The organism is Acetivibrio sp. (assembly GCF_035371925.1).
Lineage (GTDB): Bacteria > Bacillota > Clostridia > Acetivibrionales > Acetivibrionaceae > Hungateiclostridium.
In genome coordinates, this window is the sequence record NZ_DAORXT010000018.1 from 20,615 (window position 1) to 38,376 (window position 17,762).

Sequence of the window (17,762 nt, forward strand, 5' to 3'; positions counted from 1 at the left end):
TTGATGGTGCATAAAAAATTCTTTTTTTCTTTAAATATATTATAATATTTATCCATCGATATGATAAACGATACACATAATAGTCAATTACGTCAAAAAAATCGTCCCAAATTTGGTAAAAACGTCAAAGGAAATATCAATTATTACAACGATTATGTTGCCATATTAAACCAACTCCACGGTTCATTTCCGGGAGGCTCACATTTAAAAACCATCCCTTCTTTTAAAACCGGATGCACAAGGGTAATCTCATTTGACCACAAAGCTATTTGCTGTCCGGGTTTATTTACCCTCTGTCCGTATTTCTGGTCACCGTATAGCGGATGCCCGATGTTGGCAAATTGCACCCTGATCTGATGAGGACGCCCGGTGTGCAAATGGACCTTTATCAAACTGAAATTATTATGAGTCCTCAATACCTCATAATCCAAAACTGCCAGCTTACTGCCCGGCGTGCCTTCTTTGACTACACTCACCGTATTGTTTCCGGTATCTTTTAATAAATAATCTTCAAGCCTGTCTTCAGGCTTTCTCAAAATGCCGTGAACCACCGCCAGATATACTTTTTTGAATTGTCTTGTGCGCACCTGATCCGAAAGTCTTGATGCCGCCTTTGAGGTTTTGGCAAAAACCATTACTCCCCCCACCGGACGGTCAAGCCTGTGAACAAGTCCAAGATAGACATTGCCGGGTTTGTTGTATCTTTTCTTTATGTCTTCTTTTAAAAGGGTAAGCATGTCGCTGTCGTTGGACTCATCTTTCTGGGTTGGAATATTAACCGGTTTTTTTACTACCAGCAGATGATTGTCCTCAAAAATTATTTCAATCCCCTTATCTTCGCAGCAACTCATTTTTCCTGTGCCTCCCAACGCCCATAAATACCGCAGGGAAGGACAATACCCGAAGAAGAAGCAGGTATCCCGACCTCGCCGCAGCTGACTGTGCCTCCAAATCTTTTGCCGACTGTCATCTTAAGTATGTTACAGATAACCGTGGGTGAAAAACCTGTGGTATATGAGTTTATAAGGAAAAATAGAGGTTTGGGAGACAAAACATCAAGGCATTCCTCCACAAATCCGTAAAGTGCATCTTCTATCTTCCATATCTCTCCTCTAGGCCCTCTTCCGTAGGATGGAGGATCCATAATTATTGCATCGTACTGACGCCCTCTGCGCTTTTCCCTTTGCACAAATTTTATTACATCATCGGTAATAAATCTTACACTCCTGTCTGCCAATCCGGACAAGGCAAGGTTCTCTTTTGCCCACTGCACCATCCCCTTTGCAGCGTCAACGTGACACACCGAAGCGTTGGCATAGGCACAGGCAACAGTGGCACCTCCTGTATAGGCAAAAAGATTCAGTACGTTAATCTTTCTAGATGCAGAGCGTATCTTGTCAATCATCCACTTCCAGTTGACAGCCTGTTCCGGGAAAAGGCCCGTATGCTTAAAGCCTGTAGGCTCAATATAAAATGACAAATCTTGATAGGATATTTTCCACCTTTCGGGAAGCTTCTTTTTAAATTCCCATCTGCCGCCTCCGCTTTGACTTCTGTGGTAATGGGCATCCGCCTTTTTCCAAAGACCCTTTTCATCCTTGATGGGCCAAATAATTTGCGGATCGGGTCTTCTTAGTATATACTTGCCCCATCTTTCAAGCTTTTCTCCATTGCCCGTATCTATAAGTTCATAATCTTTCCAATCATCTGCCAGCAACATCATGCTAAAACCTCCATTTGTCAAGTTCAATCATATATATTTTGCCTCAATTTATATAAAATCCGTAAATAGAAACACTTGAAATATTATACCATACTGCCGGCTTTTTTAAATAAAAAACGTGAACTTAAGTAAAACCGTCCGCTAAATTTCAAACAGTAACAAATTGATTACGGCATGAATATTATATATTGACCCATAAACGAGGAGTATTAAAACTACCTCCAAGCATATTAATTACATCTTTATTTTGGTCTACAAAGATTATGGTTTTGGAATAATATTCCAAACTTATAATCTGTATAGTATCAGAAAGGAGGCTTTATCATGTCGGAAGGAAGAGGCTTTGGATTTTTCGGGGACAATAGTGAAATATTGTTCTTCATACTCGTATTTTTGCTTTTGTTCTTTAACGGAAACAATTACGGCTACAGAGAAGAGTAGTAATGAAAAGCTAAAGGAGCAGCTTCACCCCCGAAGCTGCTCCTTTGCAACTCGGAATTTTCCACACCCTGATATTATTAACATACCCTGTTGCGCTCTTTGCCCTGGGTAAAAGCCTCGATATTTAACGCTATTTCATCAACAAGCCTTTTTCTTGCTTCAATGCTTGCCCATGCAATATGAGGAGTTATAAAAAGTCTCTCACTGTTCTTTATACCAAGCAGAGGATTGTCACTATTTACAGGCTCGTTTTCCAAAACATCAAGAGCAGCTCCGCTTATCAAACCTTCATCCAAAGCCCTTGCCAAGTCATCCTCCTTGATAATTCCTCCCCGGCCAAGGTTTAATATTACGGCACTTCTCTTCATCAGCCGCAAACGGTTATAGTCAATCAAACCCTTTGTGCTGTTGTTTAACGGTGCATGAATGGATACAATGTCGGACTCCTTTAGCAAACTCTCCAGTTCAACCCTTTCATATTGTGAATTATTGTTTTTCCCGGAGGTTGAGTAGTAAACAACTTTGCATCCAAAAGCCTGGGCTGCATTGGCCACAGCTTTCCCGATAGCTCCTAATCCAATTATTCCCCATGTTTTATCGTAAAGCTCATGAAAGGGCCTTTCATGATGGGTAAAAATACTGCTCTTTGCATATTCTCCTGATTTTACATATTTATCGTAGTAATGAAGGCTTTCCATCAGATAAAACAACATGGCAAAAGTATGCTGCAAAACGCTCATTGTCGAATATCCTGCCACATTTGTTACAGCGATTTTTCTTTTTAACGCATAATCAAGATCAATGTTGTTGGTTCCTGTTGCAGCCACACAAATCAGTTTCAGTTTCGAAGCATCTTTAAGAGTTTCTTCTTTGAGCACAACCTTGTTTGTAATAACGACATCAACATCTTTAATTCTCTCAACTACTTCATCAGGCCTTGTTTCTGCATAAATCTCCACCGTACCGAATCTATCGAATACCGACAGCTGTGCATCCTCTCCCAAGGTTTTTGCATCCAAAACACATATCTTTAGCACTTCTTATCTCTCCCAACATCAAAATTTATAAATTATAAATACATTAGTACACATTTAAATTCCAGTAAACGTACAATGTTTATTATGATGTAGTATATCATTTTCCCAATTATTCGTAAAGAATACAGGATAAATAAAGAGTTTCACCCACTATTTACAAAATAGTATTATGTAATTATAATAGTATCATATTCTAAAAAAACAGACTAAAAAGAAGGAGACGAAAATGGAAATTAAATCATTGAAAAAGCTTAAATTATACGGATTCAACAATCTAACAAAGACCCTGAGTTTTAACATATATGACATTTGCTATGCCAAGACACCGGAGCATCGCAAGGGTTATATAGAGTATATAGACGAGCAGTACAATGCCGAAAGACTTACCAAAATATTAACTGACGTTTCATCTATAATTGGAGCAAATATATTAAACATCTCCAGCCAGGATTATGAACCTCAAGGGGCGAGCGTTACCATGCTCATTTCCGAAGGAAAGGTTAATTCTCCGTTGGAGGACGACTCTTCACATACCGAAAGTCCCGGGCCTCTGCCGGAGACTGTTCTTGCCCATTTGGACAAGAGTCACATAACGGTTCATACTTATCCGGAAAGTCATCCCGATGACGGCATAAGTACTTTCAGGGCGGACATAGACGTTTCCACTTGCGGAAAGATTTCGCCGCTTAAGGCATTGAACTATTTAATACATAGTTTTGATTCCGATATTATTACTATTGATTACAGGGTCAGGGGCTTTACAAGAGATGTTGAAGGTCGAAAACACTTTATCGACCATAAAATCAATTCAATACAAAACTATATATCCAACGATACAAAAGAAGCGTATCACATGATTGATGTTAATGTTTATCAGGATAACATCTTCCATACAAAAATGCTTATTAAGGATTTTGACTTGGACAACTACCTTTTCGGTATAACCAAAAAGGAGCTTTCGCCCACTGAAAAAAGAAAAATAAAACAAAAACTGAAAAAAGAAATGTATGAAATATTCTACGGTAAAAATATGCCCAAAATATAAAATCTAAAATCGCCATAAAAAAACCTTGATAATAACTTGATAATAAAAAGAAGTTACCCGAAACTACGGATAACTTCTTTTTATTATATTTTATTTATTATCCCATAATTACTTCAACCTTGTGAGTCTTTCCGTCATTAAATACCGGAAGAACAGTTCCGCTGATTTCATTTCCGTCAACGGTGATTTTAGCTACGCCTTTTGATACATGGTTCGGATTTTTTACTGTAATTTCATAAGTTGAACCTCTGAAATATCTTGTAACCTTGTATCCGTCCCACGCATTAGGAATACATGGGTCAATTCTCAATCCGTCATAGTCAGGTTTTACACCCAGTATCCACTGTGAAATTGCCACAAAGTTCCATGCAGCCGTACCGGTGAGCCATGAGTTCTTTGCTTCTCCGTGGCGTTTTGCATCCTTACCGGCAATCATCTGAGCATAAACATATGGCTCAAGCTTGTGGATATCGCTTATATCCTCAGTGTAAGCAGGAGCTATCTTTGAATAGTATTCAAAAGCCATATCTCCTCTTCCGACAACTGTTTCAGCGCAGATTATCCATGCGTTGTTGTGGCAGAAGATACCTGCATTTTCCTTATATCCTGCAGGATATGTTGAAATTTCACCATACTCAATATAGTATTTTGTAAATGCAGGATTTTGAAGCACAAGACCATATGGAGTGTCAAGATATTTCTTAACCGAATCCATAGCCTTTAATGCCTTGCCGTCTTCAAGACCGATTTCTGCCATTACGCAGAAGCCTTGAGACTCTATGAAAATCTTACCTTCTTCGTTTTCATTGCTTCCGACTTTTCTTCCGAAGTCATCGTAAGCTCTTAAGAACCATTCACCGTCATAACCGTGTTTGATGATGGTTTCCTTCATTGCATCAATGTGCTGCTGAGCTTTTTTAGCTTCTTCCTCAAGACCCATGTATTCGCAAAGCTTGACATAGTCTTTTCCGATGAATACAAACATACCGGCAATCATAACCGACTCTGCAACCTTGCCGTCTTTACTTGTTGTAGTCTGGAAGGACTCGTCCGGAACAGTGGAGAAGCAGTTTAAGTTGAGGCAGTCATTCCAGTCTGCTCTACCTATGAGCGGCAAACCATGAGGTCCAAGGTTGTTTACTACATGGTAGAAGGAACGGGTCAAGTGTTCAAACATAGTGTCGGCTTTAGCCGGGTCATTGTTGAACGGTACTTGCTCCTTCAATATTGAATAGTCTCCGGTTTCCTTAATATAAGCAGCAGTTGCAAGGATCAACCACAATGGGTCATCGTTGAAGTCTCCTCCAATTTCATTGTTACCTTTCTTGGTGAGAGGCTGATACTGATGGTATGCTCCACCGTCTTCTAGCTGAGTTGCTGCCAGGTCAAGCAGTCTTTCCCTTGCTCTTTCGGGTATCTGATGTACAAATCCCAGCAAGTCCTGGTTGGAATCTCTGAAGCCCATACCTCTTCCTATACCGGATTCAAAGTATGAAGCACTTCTTGACATATTGAATGTAACCATACACTGATACTGGTTCCATATATTAACCATACGGTTGAGTTTTTCGTCATGGCTTTCAAGAGAGTACTTGGAAAGAAGAGCATTCCAATAGTTTTTCAGTTCTTCAAACGCATTGTCAACTTTTGAAGAAGTGTTGAACTGCTCTATCATTTCATAAGCCTTTTTCTTGTTGATAACACCTTTTGACTCCCACTTTTCTTCATCTTTGTTTTCTACATAACCTAAGATAAATACAAAATCCTTTTGCTCTCCCGGATTTAATTCAACTTCTATGCTGTGGGATGCAACCGGTGCCCATCCGTCAGCAACGGAATTGTTTGACTTTCCGTTTACAACAGCCTGAGGAGCTTCAAATCCGTTATAGAGCCCAATAAAGCTGTCTCTGTCACTGTCAAAACCGCTGATCTCTGCGTTTACTGAATAGAATGCATAGTGGTTTCTACGCTCTTTGTACTCGGTCTTGTGATATATAACCGAACCTTCTATTTCAACTTCTCCTGTACTGAAGTTTCTCTGGAAGTTTGTCATGTCATCATAAGCATTCCACAAGCAGAACTCAACAAATGAGAAGAGAGTTATTTTCTTTTTCTCCTGTCCTTCATTCTTTAATACGAGCTTTTGAACTTCACCGTTGTAGCTTAACGGAACAAAGAAAGTAACTTCCGCTTTTACTCCGTTTCTCTTTCCTGTAATTTTTGTATACCCCAATCCATGTCTGCATTCATAGCTTTCAAGTTCCCTCTTTACCGGAGACCATCCCGGTGACCAGAAATCGCCGTTGTCATATATGTAGAAATAACGTCCTCCCATATCGATAGGAACATTGTTGTATCTGTATCTTGTTATACGTCTAAGTCTTGCATCTCTGTAAAAGCAATAACCGCCTGCAGTGTTGGAAATCAGTGAGAAGAAATTTTCAGTACCCAGGTAGTTTATCCAAGGATACGGTGTAGTAGGCACGTTAATAACGTACTCTTTGTTTACATCATCAAAAAAACCGAATTTCATCTTTAGTCCTCCTTAAAATTTTCGTTTATTAGTGTTTTATTTACTGTGCCAAGAAGCACCATGTTATACATCCATATCATGTATGTCTTATTATTAGCAAATGAGGTATACTTTCATAATGGAATTCTATGACTATATATTTAAATATGAAGCCACGCTCAATTAGATGCAAACAGCGTTACAGAAAGCATTTTCAACCTTCTCCTTTTGAACGCATGTTTACCAAAATATTATATCTACTTTACCATATTAATTCAAGTGGTCAATTTCATATTTTACCTCAAAAATATTTTTAATGCCCGTATCCTTGATAATTTGTCCAAAAATCTTCAGAAGCCAAAATAGTTATGATATAATAAATTTAAGGAGATTAAAGCGTTCCAAATTTTAAATTCAATGTTCTATTCTACCTGTAGCATTATGCACCAATTAGATGCTCCACTCTATATGCTAAAAAACCGGCGTCATATCTATTTATAAGCATGGAATGATTTTATTTTTAACCTTAAATAATAAACATTTTTTGAAAGGGGAAAAAGCATGAAAAAAACAGTAGTATTACTAATTGTTTTTACTTTCTTAATCACATCCTTATTTTCAATTTCAACCTCATCGGCAGCCGCAAGTCATGATTATTCCACCGCCTTGCGATACTCTATACTGTTTTTCGATGCCAACAAATGCGGCCCGGATGCAGCAGTTGACAATGTTTTTGATTGGAGAGGAGCATGCCACACAAGTGACGGAAGCGAGATAGGCTTGGACCTAACCGGTGGATATCATGATGCCGGAGACCATGTCAAATTCGGTTTGCCTCAAGCCTATACGGCAGCAGTGCTGGGTTGGTCACTTTACGAATACAAAAATGTGTTTGATGCAACAGGAAACACTCAAAAAATGCTCAGTACTCTCAAATACTTTACCGATTATCTTTTAAAGTGCCATCCTGACGCCAATACCTTCTACTATCAGGTTGGTGACGGTCAGGCAGACCATACATACTGGGGTGCACCGGAAGTTCAACCGGGCTCAAGACCTGTCCCCTATGTTGCCAATGCTTCAAACCCGGGTTCAGATGTATGCGGCTTGACATCAGCTGCTCTTACAATAATGTATCTGAATTACAAAGATATAGACTCAAGCTATGCCAATAAGTGCTTAAAGGCTGCAAAAGAGCTTTACAACATGGGAAAAACCAATCTGGGACACTATGCTGAAAATGCTTTTTACATTTCCCATTCTTATTGGGACGATCTGTCCTTTGCTGCTGCATGGCTTTATGCAGTTGAAAAAGACCCAAATTACTTAAAAGAAATCGACAGCTATCTTTCAAACAAAACCCTCTGGGGAGAAAGTCCTTTCAACAACAAGTGGACAATGTGCTGGGATGATATGTACATGGCTGTTTTCTGCAAGCTTGCAGAGTTGACAGGCGAGCAAAAATATATAGATGCCATGAACTTCAATCTCGATTACTGGATGAATACCCTTACCACAACACCCGGAGGTCTTAAATATCTTGACAGCTGGGGAGCATTAAGGTATGCTTCCGCCGAAGCTTTTATCGCCATGAGATATTATGAGCTTACCGGAAATGAAGCATTTAAATCCTTTGCAAAATCGCAAATAGATTACATTCTTGGCAGCAATCCTCTTAATATGTCCTATGTCATAGGTTATGGCTCCAAGTATCCGAAATGCCCTCATCATAGAGCAGCCAATGGCTACACATACGCAAACGGCGATAACGCAAAACCCGCAAAGAACCTGCTTTTGGGCGCTTTGGTCGGAGGTCCGAACATGTCCGACGGTTTTACCGATGATGTAAACTTGTATCAGCATACGGAAGTAGCCCTCGATTATAACGCCGCTTTTGTAGGTGCTCTTGCAGCCGTGAATAAATTCTCCGGCAATATCGTAATACCGACTTCCACTCCAACTTCCCCATCGCCGACACCTTCCACACCCGATTTAATATGGTGCGATGTTGGAGACTTAAACGCTGACGGCTCAGTAAACTCAGTAGACATTACCTATATGAAAAGATATCTTTTGCGTGGTATTAAAGTTCTTCCGTATCAGGAAAACGAACGAATTCGCATACCGGTAGCAGATACCAACGGTGACGGTCAAATAAACTCCAGTGACATGGCATTGCTAAAAAGATATGTCCTTCGTGCCATCAAGGAATTCCCGGTTAAGTATGATATTTACGGAAACATCATAAATTAGAGTATTAACATTTTAAACAGCCTCTAACATATTAGAGGCTGTTTCTTTTTGGAAAATATTTTCCAATCATCCTCTTGCTTTCCAAGGCTTATTATTGCGGAAAACACATTTTTCGTATTGATACTTTTGACTTTTTTGTATAAACTTATATTAGAAAAAAATATTAAAGACTATAGTTGTCTGCCAATTTTAATTATTGGTTTTCATGAGCTTAAATTGTTTGATGGGGAGTTTTTTAAAATGAAATATGATGAACCGCGAAATGATATTACAGATTTTTTTTATAAACACATTCTGAATGTTTTATTTGTACTTTCGGTTATTGTATTGGTAATATATATGCCCTATGTAACAGGCCATTTTTTCCCAATATTTCTGTATATGACAGTATTTGCCGCAATGATGTTTACGGCAAAATTCTTCACAAAGCGCAAAGCAGTCAAGCATTTACTTGCAGTACTGTCATTTTTGGTGTTTGTTTTCGTTGCGGATTCATATTCCTTGCTTTACACATATTACACTGTATTCAATAAATGGAGTGTTCTTACTTTTAGCTATGTGCTTCTTTTTGAGAATATATCTTTTCCGCTCATTGCCGGGCTTTACCCTGCCTTAAGGATATTTATGCTGCTGCCCGAATCTAAAGCAGGATTATACCCCATTGACAAAATAATAGGCAGAGCCAACGGTCAAATCTGCTTTACAATTACCCTTGTCCTTATTTATCAATTGTTCGGCAAGATTATCATTGAGCGCAACAAGTACAAAAAAATGAGTATTACAGACTCCCTTACGGGTGTCGCAACATTTGCTCATACAATTGAAACTGCAAAGAAAATGATTCAAACCGGTGGCATTTCAATTTTGATTACCGACATGGACCGCTTCAAGCAAATCAATGACACTTTCGGACATGTGGCGGGAAACAAAGTACTGATAAAGATTTCGGAGTTTCTGAAATCTGAAACCGAAGGTCTTGAAAGAATAATCGGAAGGCTTGGAGGCGATGAGTTTATTATTGTTGTAAGAAATGACGGAAAGAACGAAAGAGTAAAAAATTTGGCAATGCATCTTTCGAAAGCAATCAGAGAAAAGAAGTTCGTAATTGATGAAGAACTGGACCCTATAAGTTTGTCTTTTTCAGTAGGTCAGGCAGACGCGTTACCTTCCTCTGATGAAACCGACATAGAAAAACTCCTTAACAAAGCCGATATAGCCATGTACTACAACAAGTGCAAAAACCATAGATTGGACATTTTTTCAAATAACAAAAAACCTCTTCTTCCTAAAGAAGGATTTGAACTTTTAAATGTTCTGGCTGAAAAGGATATGTATACCTATGTTCATTCCAGGTATACCGCCCAATATGCTGCTGCCCTTGCAAAAGAAGTCGGCCTTCCGGAAAATCAGGTTGAGCTTATTTATGCTGCCGGCTGGCTTCACGATATAGGCAAAATTCTTATACCCAGCGATATAATCAGAAAGACCTCCACCTTGACTTCCGAAGAATATGAGCTTATTAAAGGTCATGTGCGTTATGGACTTAACATAATCAGCGTTCTGTCTCTGCCCGTTGAAGTCCTTAATTGTATAGCATATCACCATGAAAACTGGGATGGCAGCGGATATCCTCACAGATTGTCGGGTGAAAGCATACCTTTGGAGGCAAGAATCCTTCAATTGGCAGATTCCTATTCGGCAATGATAGTCAGAAGAGTTTACAGAAAGACTCTGAGTCCCGAGGATGCACTCAATGAGATTAACTCAGGAATCGGAAAGCAATTTGACCCCAACCTCGTAAAGATATTTGTAAACTTAATACAGAACAAGTTTAAAGCTGCATAGAAAAACTTCCTTTTCTCTATAAAATACTCCTGTATAGTTAGATTTTACATTTGTCCGTCACGGCAAATCAATGTTAACATAATATTATATAGTGCTGCTCTTATATACGTTTATATTTCATTATACGGGAGTGTCGTCCAACATGTATAATTTAAAAGGTTTTCGTTCTCTTGCAGCTGTGGCTGCAATCACATTATTTATTATGATGTTTCAGGTGACATCTTTTGCGCAATTTGAATCTTCCGCCGAATCGGCAATCTTAATCGAAGCCTCAACAGGCCAGGTACTGTATGAGAAAAATGCAGATGTTTCAATGCCGCCCGCCAGCATAACCAAAATCATGACCCTGTTGCTGGGATTTGAGGCCTTGGAAAAAGGATTGGTACAATGGGATGACGAGGTAGTAATCTCAGAAAAGGCTTGGAGAATGGAAGGTTCCAAAATGTTTTTGCTTGTGGGGGACAAAGTTAAATTCGGTGACATAATGACCGGTATATCTGTTGTCTCGGCCAACGACGGGTGTGTTGCTCTTGCAGAACATCTATACGGAAGCGAGGAAGCCTTTGTCGATGTTATGAACAATCGTGCAAAAGAGCTGGGAATGCTGAACACAAACTTTGTAAATTCCAACGGTTTGCCTCAAGAAGGCCATGTGATGAGTGCAAGGGATATTTCCACACTGGCACGTTATCTGATTCAAACTTATCCCAAGATTCTTGAGCTGGAGTCTACAACAGAGTATACCTACAACGATATACGCCAGTTTAACCGCAATCCTCTCCTTGGAGTTTTCCCCGGTGCCGACGGTTTAAAGACCGGCTGGACGGATGAAGCCGGATACTGCATAGTCGGAACAGCACAGCAAAACGGGCAGAGAATGATAGGCGTTGTGCTCAAAACCAGCAGTGAAAAAGAACGTTCAAAAGCTATTCAAGAACTTTTAAATTACGGATTTAAAAACTTTAAGCAAATGACGGTAAAAAATGCAGGAGAAATAATTGATGTCATAGACGTTAAAAACAGCAAAAAATTCTCAGTTCCATTGAAGCTGGACAGCGATGTTTCCGTTGTCATTCCTGTTGGACGGGAAGATGACATTCAGATTGTGACATCAAAAAATACAGACTATCTGAATGCTCCGGTATCTTCCGATATTTCCGCAGGTACTGTCGAGATTCAACTTGACGGTAAAACACTCGCGACCTCAACGATGTCTACTGCAGAAGAAGCTGAGCGTCTTGGATTTTTCGGAATGATTTTCAGAAGTATAAGCAACTTTTTCAAGTCATTGTTTCAATAATCAAATCATTGCTTTTATGTAAATTTTCTCTTTTCTTGGCTTCAAGTGTGGGGATAAGCTCCCCACACCTGAAACACAAGCCAAAATGCTCTAAGGTATCTTAAGGTTCCTTTCCATATACCAGTTTTCCGGACACATAAACCGTAATATGATCCCAGTTTATAAACCTGTTATTTGCCTTGTTGTAAGAATAGTCATTAAACTGGTCATATTTGGACCATCCGTTTTTGGCAAAACATACTTTCAGTTCTACGCTTTCTCCCGGATTGAGGGAACCTGCCTTGTCATAAAAACCGACGTTAAGGTAATGGTCAGCATTTTTTGTCGGATTGTTCAGCTTTGCAAAACTGCCGTATACCTGGGAGCTGTCCCTTGAAAAATCATTACACCAGAAAGTCTCACTGTCATCTCCTTCTTTCGTATAGTAGTATCTTATAACTATATCCGAAAGCTTTATTGCGGTGTCCCCATTATTTGTTATTTTGAATATGGGGCAAATAACACTAACCGAAGATACGGAATCGCCGTTTTTATACTGTACAGTAATGTTCGGCCCTTTATTTGCGGGCTTTTGAGTAGGCTTCTGTGTTGGTGTGGGCGTAGGTGTTGGAGAAGATGTAGGTTTCCGCGTCGGTGTTGCAGTTGGCTTCGATGTCGGTTTTAACGTTGGTGTAAATGTTGGCGTGAATGTCGGTGTAGCGGTCGGCTCAGCCGTTGGTTCAACAGTAGGTGACGGTGTAATGTTATTTGTTGAAGTTGGTGTGCTTGTCGGCTCAGGCAAAAAAGTATCCTCAGGTACAAGCGCCGATGATGAAGTTGCCTCCGGCATATTCGAAGAAGTCGCTATAACAATGGAAGGACTTTGGCTGCCATCCGGAAAAATGCCGTCGTTGCCATTTGGCCCCCTCCTGTTATTTGCTACAAACATATAAATTGCTAAAGAGCCTAATACCATAACAATGGGAAGAATTATTAAAGTTTTTATAACCTGTCTTTTTACTCTTGACTTATAATACCACTTCATAGCTGCATCATGTAATTATAGGGACTTTATGCACATTACTGCGCCGCCCTATGTACAATTCCAACCCCCTTAAAAAGTTTATGGCAAGTTAATACAATTATTATACTATCCAATCAACAAATACTCAAGTGCAACAAAGGCTCCTCAAGTCAATTGACAGGTATGCTTTCAATGGCTTTTAATATATACCTCTTTAAAATAGAATAATCGGTGGAATTAATATTACCATCCCTGTTCAAATCTCCAAGTTTTTTACCTTCGGGGGATGGGAAATCACTTATGACCCGAAGCATGTATCTTTTTAAAACCGCAAGATCACTTGAATTGACTTTCCCATCGCCATTAACATCACCGTACATTTCATTCTTATCCTTAAGAAAGCTGTCATATATGATAGATGTCAAAGTATTACCTCCCCGCGCCGGATAATCACCGCTCAATTCCCAAATCATAATGCCTCCCAGATTGTTGTCAATAACATAGTCGCATTTATTCTTAAGGGAAATTTCATCCTCGTAGCTGTAAAAAGTTGCGGTCAGAGGATTCCAAAGATACGGGGCCATTGCATATTCATCCCAGTATCTTGTAAAATCCGTGCCCGGTGATTTAATTAAACCGTTTATAATGTGGAACGGAGTACTGTCAAGCGGCTTTAAAGAAGTCCCAAAAAGTCCGTTTACACCACCTCTAATTTCTTCCCAGCCGGCTGCATAATACGGTATGCCCATATTTATTTTGTCCGCAGGAACACCAAGCCTTATGTACTCCTTTATCGTCCAATCAACATTGAATTTTTCTTTTCTCTCAGGATATGATGGGTCATTGGGATTCATATACAATGGAGATAAATGATTCGCCACATTTTCCCATGAACCGCTGTAATCATAGGTCATAATATTTACAAAATCCAAATATTTCTGATACTCCAAAGGTTCGGTGTTATTTATATTATAGCTTCCCGCCGGTGCAGCTATTGTAAGAAGATAGTGTTTCCCGTCTTCTGCACCTGCAGCATCAAGCTTCTCACGAAGGCATTTTAATAAAAGAGTAAAATTCTTCTTATCCTCGGGTCTTTTTATGTTTCCGGACATTCCTCCGCTCACAGGGTACTCCCAATCAATATCCACACCGTCAAACTGGTATGTACGAATAAACTCAACGCAACTGTCTGCAAATAAACTTCTCGACTCTTCCGTAAGGGCAACATCAGAAAAATATTTGGATTCAGTCCATCCACCCACTGAAATTAGAGTTTTCACATTAGGATACTGCTTTTTGTACTTTATCAACTGTCCAAAATGACCTTTTATCGGTGTATCCCAAGTATCGTCACCAAAAGGCTTTTGAATGGCAGCCCATTTGTCAATAATCGCTATCTTTCCGTTTTCAATTTTGGCGAAAGCATAATTTATATGTGTTATCTTGTCCCAAGGAATATCCGAAACTTCATAATAACTATTTTCAATATATATATTCCATTCGGCAAAATAGCCTACAATTCTCTTTGAAGGAAGAGAAGCATCTTTTGCATACGATACTTCCGAAAGCAAGGATAAAAGTGCGATTATGGACAGAACTAACAGTACCCGCGTTCTTTTCATAAAAACCCTCCTAAAATTCAAATCCTTAAAATCCCCTGCCGGACATAATCTTAAGTGACCTGTAATAAAAAGAGTTACTGCCCACCAACTTAGTCAGCCTTGCAGTAACTCATTTTTCAAATCATATTATAAACCCGTCATACTAATAAGGCAGGTAAGGTATGCTCTTTATTAGGTATCTCTTTAATATCGACCAGTCGGATGAATTAATTGTACCGTCTTTATTGACATCTGCAGCCTGTCTGTTTATATTTTCAGTCTGTTTCAGCAAATATCTCTTTAACAGGTTCAAGTCGGTAGAATTAACATTACCGTCACCGTTTACATCTCCATAAGTAATATACTGATTAGTCGGTGTAGGAGAAGGATTACTCGGTGAAGGTAAAGGACTTGAAAGGTCTTGCAAAGGATTCGGGAAGTTTCCTGTTATGTACAATAAAGTAAGCAATCTTAAGGAATTTCCGTAATATCCGTAATACTCATCATCTTTTACAGCAACAGTTTCTTTATAAAGCTCCTTTGCAAAGTTCATATCATAACCTGTCATACTTGCTGCTGCAACAGGTCCAACAAAGGATGCGTTATGGTTGTTGCTAAACTTAGAACCTTGAATTGTATATCCGTCACCAATTCCTTTTACACCATCTCTTGCGAAGAATTTAGTCAATGCATCACAGTTTGCTTTTGCTCTAGAATCGCCAAACCATGAATAGTCTACAGCTGTCCTCCAGCCATAACGAGTTGCATCGTATTTGTAGTCGTAACCCTGACCACTGGCCTGAGTTCCGCTTGCAGTACACCAGTCGGGAACAAGACCTGTTCCGTTATTGTACTTCTTAACTTCCTCAACAATTTGGTAACACTTGTCCGCTACCTGATTCCATCTGGTGTCCCCTGTATACTGTGCATATACCTTGTACCAAGCTGGTGCAAAATATGATGGGTTTGTTACTGATGAACCTCCCCACATATCACCTGGCTTTAATACATTGGAACCATGCTCCACACAGTGGTTGTAAAGATTGTTTATCAATGTTATTGCTTCCTGTCTATAGTTTATTGAACCGGAAGAACCCCACAGCTTGTCGGCAAATATGAGTGCGAGTGCGATATCCTCGTCGGCATCGGTCGCTGCACCATTACCGCCGTCATGAGTTGTAACATTGTTGTTGGCATCAATATGCCAATGCATAAGTCCATTTCCATTAAAATGAGATTTTGCATAGCGGTATAAATCGTCAAACACAGCACGGTCATCAAAGCAAACTGATAAAAGCAGTCCATATCCCAGCCCTTCGGATACCGTATCATAATTTGTGGACGCATCACGCTGTACCCTCTTATATCCCCCGGCACCGTTGGAAGTAACCCTCTTGCTTTTCCAGTCTTCCCATTCTCTTCTGAGCATTGCATTTGCCTCTGCCTGATTATCGGCAATGGAAGTAACACCATAGGCATACTTTGTATTGAAAGGTACACCTGCCGCCGACACATTGTTCATTGGCACTGACAATACAAAAGCCCCTAACACGGCGAGAATCAGTAAAATCGCGCCTACTCTTTTTTTTACCTCTTTCACACTTTTTCCTCCTTTTAAATTTAATATAAATTTATTTTAAATAAAAATAAATATCGTTAAATCTTTACAACAATTATATCATACTTTGCTTCATTTTGCTTATACAATTAAAATAAATAAGCACTTGATATTTTTCCTTTAAATAAATGCGAAACTATGTTGTTGTTTGGTAGGGTAATATTAACCGAACCTCATTTTTTTATTGGTTTTAAGTTTTTTTATTGCAATCCCCCAAAAAAGTGCCTGCCTTACGAAATATTAATTAAGCATAATAATTATGTTTTTTAAGCCCCTTTTTTACAACAATTTAGTATGTTATAATCATCTATATACTCTAACTATATGCAGTTCTATTCTATGCAACAATCACCACGGATGATTCATAAACCACACGTTGTGGTCAAGGGGTGAATTACTTGTTTGATTTGTTTTCCCCTAAGGGAAAAAAGGATACTATTAATAACACTAATGTCAAAGATAAATCCTTTGAGGACAATATTGTCCTTACTATAAATAAAATAAAGGCTGGGGACAAATTATTAAGAGAAGAGTTCATCAAGAGTTACACACCTTATGTTATTAGAACAATCTCTAATTTGACCGGCAAATACATAGACATTGAAAACAGTGATGAGTTTAGTGTGGGTCTTGCTGCTTTTAATGAAGCTATTGACAGCTTTGATGAAGAAAAAAACATATATTTCTTCAAATTTTCAACGTTGGTAATAAAAAGAAGGCTAACCGATTATGCTCGTCACAATAAAAAACATTGCCATGTATATCCTTTTACATATTTTGAAGACAAAAACATCAATTATTTTGAACAAATGCATTTGAAAAGTGAAATTGATTTGCAAAGTACATATGAAATCGGTAAAGAAATCGAGCTTTACGAGCAAAAGCTTCGAGAGTTTGGAATCAGTCTTGAACTGCTGGCAAAATCCGCACCAAAGCACAAAGATTCAAAATACTTGTGTTTAAAGATTGCCAAAGTAATTGCCGATAATCAAGGGCTTTTCAGTAAACTTGAGAGAACTCGAAATATACCCAAAACAGAGTTGCTGAGATTACTGAAAATAAACAAAAAGACAATTGAAAGAAATCGTACATTCATTATAGCCGCTGCTTTGATCTTCGGAAATGATTTCTACTTGCTCAAGGACTTTATAGACTTCTCAGAGCTAGGAGGTGACAACATTGAACGGAGCACAAAATAATACATTATATTATACCGGAATCATTTTGAAACTGGAAAATGACAAAGCAATCGTATTGACTGACGAGTTTGATTTTATGGAACTCAGACTCAAACCCGGTATGCAACGCGGTCAGCATGTCATTTTTGACCCCGAGTTTGACACTTAATAAGAAAAAAAGCCCCCTAAACCGCATTTAAATAGAC

Annotated in this window: 13 protein-coding genes; 6 read left to right on the forward strand and 7 right to left on the reverse strand. The window is 39.0% G+C overall.

The features are described from left to right. Window positions 1–152: 152 nt before the first annotated feature. The 3 genes from PLH43_RS04220 to PLH43_RS04230 form a co-directional block, all read right to left on the reverse strand. The gene (locus PLH43_RS04220; RefSeq protein WP_324360416.1) at window positions 153–851 is read right to left on the reverse strand and encodes an RluA family pseudouridine synthase; all 699 of its coding nucleotides are present in this window, start codon (window positions 849–851) and stop codon (window positions 153–155) included. Then, window positions 848–1,720, reverse strand: a complete 873-nt coding sequence (locus PLH43_RS04225) for a class I SAM-dependent methyltransferase (RefSeq protein WP_349255140.1) — start codon at window positions 1,718–1,720, stop codon at window positions 848–850. Before PLH43_RS04225 ends, PLH43_RS04220 begins: the two co-directional genes overlap by 4 nt. A 521-nt stretch (window positions 1,721–2,241) precedes the next feature. Then, entirely contained in the window at window positions 2,242–3,201 is a 960-nt protein-coding gene (locus PLH43_RS04230; RefSeq protein WP_324360420.1) for a D-2-hydroxyacid dehydrogenase, read from the reverse strand. Between the two features lie 226 nt (window positions 3,202–3,427). Here PLH43_RS04230 and speD point away from each other — a divergent pair, with 226 nt between their 5' ends. Next, window positions 3,428–4,246, forward strand: coding sequence for an adenosylmethionine decarboxylase (gene speD, locus PLH43_RS04235; RefSeq protein ID WP_324360421.1), 819 nt, complete (start codon window positions 3,428–3,430; stop codon window positions 4,244–4,246). A 97-nt stretch (window positions 4,247–4,343) separates the two neighbouring features. Here speD and PLH43_RS04240 read toward each other — a convergent pair whose 3' ends face one another. Continuing rightward, on the reverse strand, window positions 4,344–6,779 hold the full coding sequence (locus tag PLH43_RS04240; protein ID WP_324360424.1) for a glycosyl hydrolase family 65 protein: 2,436 nt from the start codon (window positions 6,777–6,779) through the stop codon (window positions 4,344–4,346). 540 nt (window positions 6,780–7,319) lie between these two features. Between PLH43_RS04240 and PLH43_RS04245 the strand changes: the two genes are divergently transcribed. From PLH43_RS04245 to PLH43_RS04255, 3 genes are all read left to right on the forward strand, one after another. Beyond that, window positions 7,320–9,011, forward strand: coding sequence for a glycoside hydrolase family 9 protein (locus PLH43_RS04245; RefSeq protein WP_324360426.1), 1,692 nt, complete (start codon window positions 7,320–7,322; stop codon window positions 9,009–9,011). A 240-nt stretch (window positions 9,012–9,251) separates the two neighbouring features. Beyond that, complete coding sequence (locus tag PLH43_RS04250) at window positions 9,252–10,856, forward strand: diguanylate cyclase (protein WP_324360427.1); 1,605 nt, start codon at window positions 9,252–9,254, stop codon at window positions 10,854–10,856. A gap of 142 nt (window positions 10,857–10,998) precedes the next feature. Beyond that, entirely contained in the window at window positions 10,999–12,156 is a 1,158-nt protein-coding gene (locus PLH43_RS04255) for a D-alanyl-D-alanine carboxypeptidase family protein (RefSeq protein WP_324360429.1), read from the forward strand. 100 nt (window positions 12,157–12,256) lie between these two features. Here the strand turns inward: PLH43_RS04255 and PLH43_RS04260 are convergent, their stop codons facing one another. The 3 genes from PLH43_RS04260 to PLH43_RS04270 form a co-directional block, all read right to left on the reverse strand. Then, window positions 12,257–13,180, reverse strand: coding sequence for a cellulose binding domain-containing protein (locus tag PLH43_RS04260; RefSeq protein WP_324360431.1), 924 nt, complete (start codon window positions 13,178–13,180; stop codon window positions 12,257–12,259). A gap of 149 nt (window positions 13,181–13,329) precedes the next feature. Beyond that, on the reverse strand, window positions 13,330–14,781 hold the full coding sequence (locus tag PLH43_RS04265) for a glycosyl hydrolase family 18 protein (protein WP_324360433.1): 1,452 nt from the start codon (window positions 14,779–14,781) through the stop codon (window positions 13,330–13,332). A 142-nt stretch (window positions 14,782–14,923) separates the two neighbouring features. Beyond that, complete coding sequence (locus tag PLH43_RS04270; protein ID WP_324360435.1) at window positions 14,924–16,360, reverse strand: glycosyl hydrolase family 8; 1,437 nt, start codon at window positions 16,358–16,360, stop codon at window positions 14,924–14,926. Between the two features lie 407 nt (window positions 16,361–16,767). Here PLH43_RS04270 and sigI point away from each other — a divergent pair, with 407 nt between their 5' ends. Both sigI and PLH43_RS04280 read left to right on the forward strand, forming a co-directional pair. Continuing rightward, window positions 16,768–17,577: an RNA polymerase sigma-I factor gene (gene sigI / locus PLH43_RS04275; RefSeq protein WP_324360437.1), complete on the forward strand. Its 810-nt coding sequence runs from the start codon at window positions 16,768–16,770 to the stop codon at window positions 17,575–17,577. Next, the gene (locus tag PLH43_RS04280; protein ID WP_324360439.1) at window positions 17,558–17,725 is read left to right on the forward strand and encodes an anti-sigma factor domain-containing protein; all 168 of its coding nucleotides are present in this window, start codon (window positions 17,558–17,560) and stop codon (window positions 17,723–17,725) included. Before sigI ends, PLH43_RS04280 begins: the two co-directional genes overlap by 20 nt. The last annotated feature ends 37 nt before the right edge of the window (window positions 17,726–17,762 follow it).

Excerpts from the sequence above, each read along its gene's own strand:
- PLH43_RS04250 (WP_324360427.1), top strand. The coding sequence starts at position 9,252 with ATGAAATATGATGAACCGCGAAATGATATTACAGATTTTTTTTATAAA.
- PLH43_RS04240 (WP_324360424.1), bottom strand. The coding sequence starts at position 6,779 with ATGAAATTCGGTTTTTTTGATGATGTAAACAAAGAGTACGTTATTAAC.
- PLH43_RS04265 (WP_324360433.1), bottom strand. The coding sequence starts at position 14,781 with ATGAAAAGAACGCGGGTACTGTTAGTTCTGTCCATAATCGCACTTTTA.
- PLH43_RS04225 (WP_349255140.1), bottom strand. The coding sequence starts at position 1,720 with ATGTTGCTGGCAGATGATTGGAAAGATTATGAACTTATAGATACGGGC.
- PLH43_RS04245 (WP_324360426.1), top strand. The coding sequence starts at position 7,320 with ATGAAAAAAACAGTAGTATTACTAATTGTTTTTACTTTCTTAATCACA.
- PLH43_RS04260 (WP_324360431.1), bottom strand. The coding sequence starts at position 13,180 with ATGAAGTGGTATTATAAGTCAAGAGTAAAAAGACAGGTTATAAAAACT.
- speD (WP_324360421.1), top strand. The coding sequence starts at position 3,428 with ATGGAAATTAAATCATTGAAAAAGCTTAAATTATACGGATTCAACAAT.
- PLH43_RS04220 (WP_324360416.1), bottom strand. The coding sequence starts at position 851 with ATGAGTTGCTGCGAAGATAAGGGGATTGAAATAATTTTTGAGGACAAT.
- PLH43_RS04255 (WP_324360429.1), top strand. The coding sequence starts at position 10,999 with ATGTATAATTTAAAAGGTTTTCGTTCTCTTGCAGCTGTGGCTGCAATC.